1 pseudogene is annotated in these 788 nt (G+C 81.6%); it reads right to left on the reverse strand.

The annotated features are described in order from the left end of the window. A pseudogene (locus tag PYV61_RS26135) lies at nucleotides 1–788 on the reverse strand (hypothetical protein); the annotation flags it as partial.

Consider the following 788-nt stretch of genomic DNA (forward strand, 5'->3'; position numbering starts at 1 on the left):
CGCCGCGGCGGGGCGGTTGTCGACGGGGGCCACGTCGCGCCAGTCGGCGTAGTGGAGCGCGAACAGCCGCGCGTCCCCCGCGCCGCGTCCGCGCGCGGCGTCGCCGCCGTTGCGCGTGTAGGCGGCGTACGCGAGCCCGAACTCGAGCGCGAGGTCGGCGGCGGCGCGGAACGCCCCCTCGGTCGGCAGCGCCGCGGCGAGGGTGAGGTCGCCCCCGCCGCCGCGCGCCCCGCTCGCGGCGCGCGTGCGCGCGAGGTGCACGCCGTCGAAGCTGCGCCCGACGTGCGTCCAGCCGAACGGGCCGACGAGCCGCTGCGCGATGCGGTCGCGCTTGAGGCTCGCCAGCGTCGGGTCGCGCGGCGCGAGCTCGGCGCCGTCCGACAGCTCGAAGCGGCCGAGTCGCGCCGAGGCGCCGCGCGCGCCGGGGGCGGCCCCGAGGCGCACGTGCGCCTGCTTCACGAACGCGCGCGCCACCGTCGCGTCGCCCCCGTTGGCCGCGCGGTAGGCGCCGCCGAAGCCGAGCTGCCCCTGCGGCGGCGGCGCCAGCGCGTCGGCGGACAGCGCGACCAGCAGCGGCGCCGCGCCCTCGACGGTGAACGCGAGCCCGCCGCGGCGCGCGGTGAGGGCGACGCGGAGCAGCGTCCCGACGAATCCGTACTCGCCGTCGGCGGCGACGCCGGGCGGCGGCTCGAACCAGCGCCATCCCTCGGCGCGGGTGCGCAGCGACGCGCCGAGCGCCGTCTCCCAGCGCGCGGCCGGCGCCGCGGCGGGCGCCGCGGTCGCCTGCC

This window comes from Roseisolibacter sp. H3M3-2 (genome assembly GCF_029211165.1).
Lineage (GTDB): Bacteria > Gemmatimonadota > Gemmatimonadetes > Gemmatimonadales > Gemmatimonadaceae > Roseisolibacter.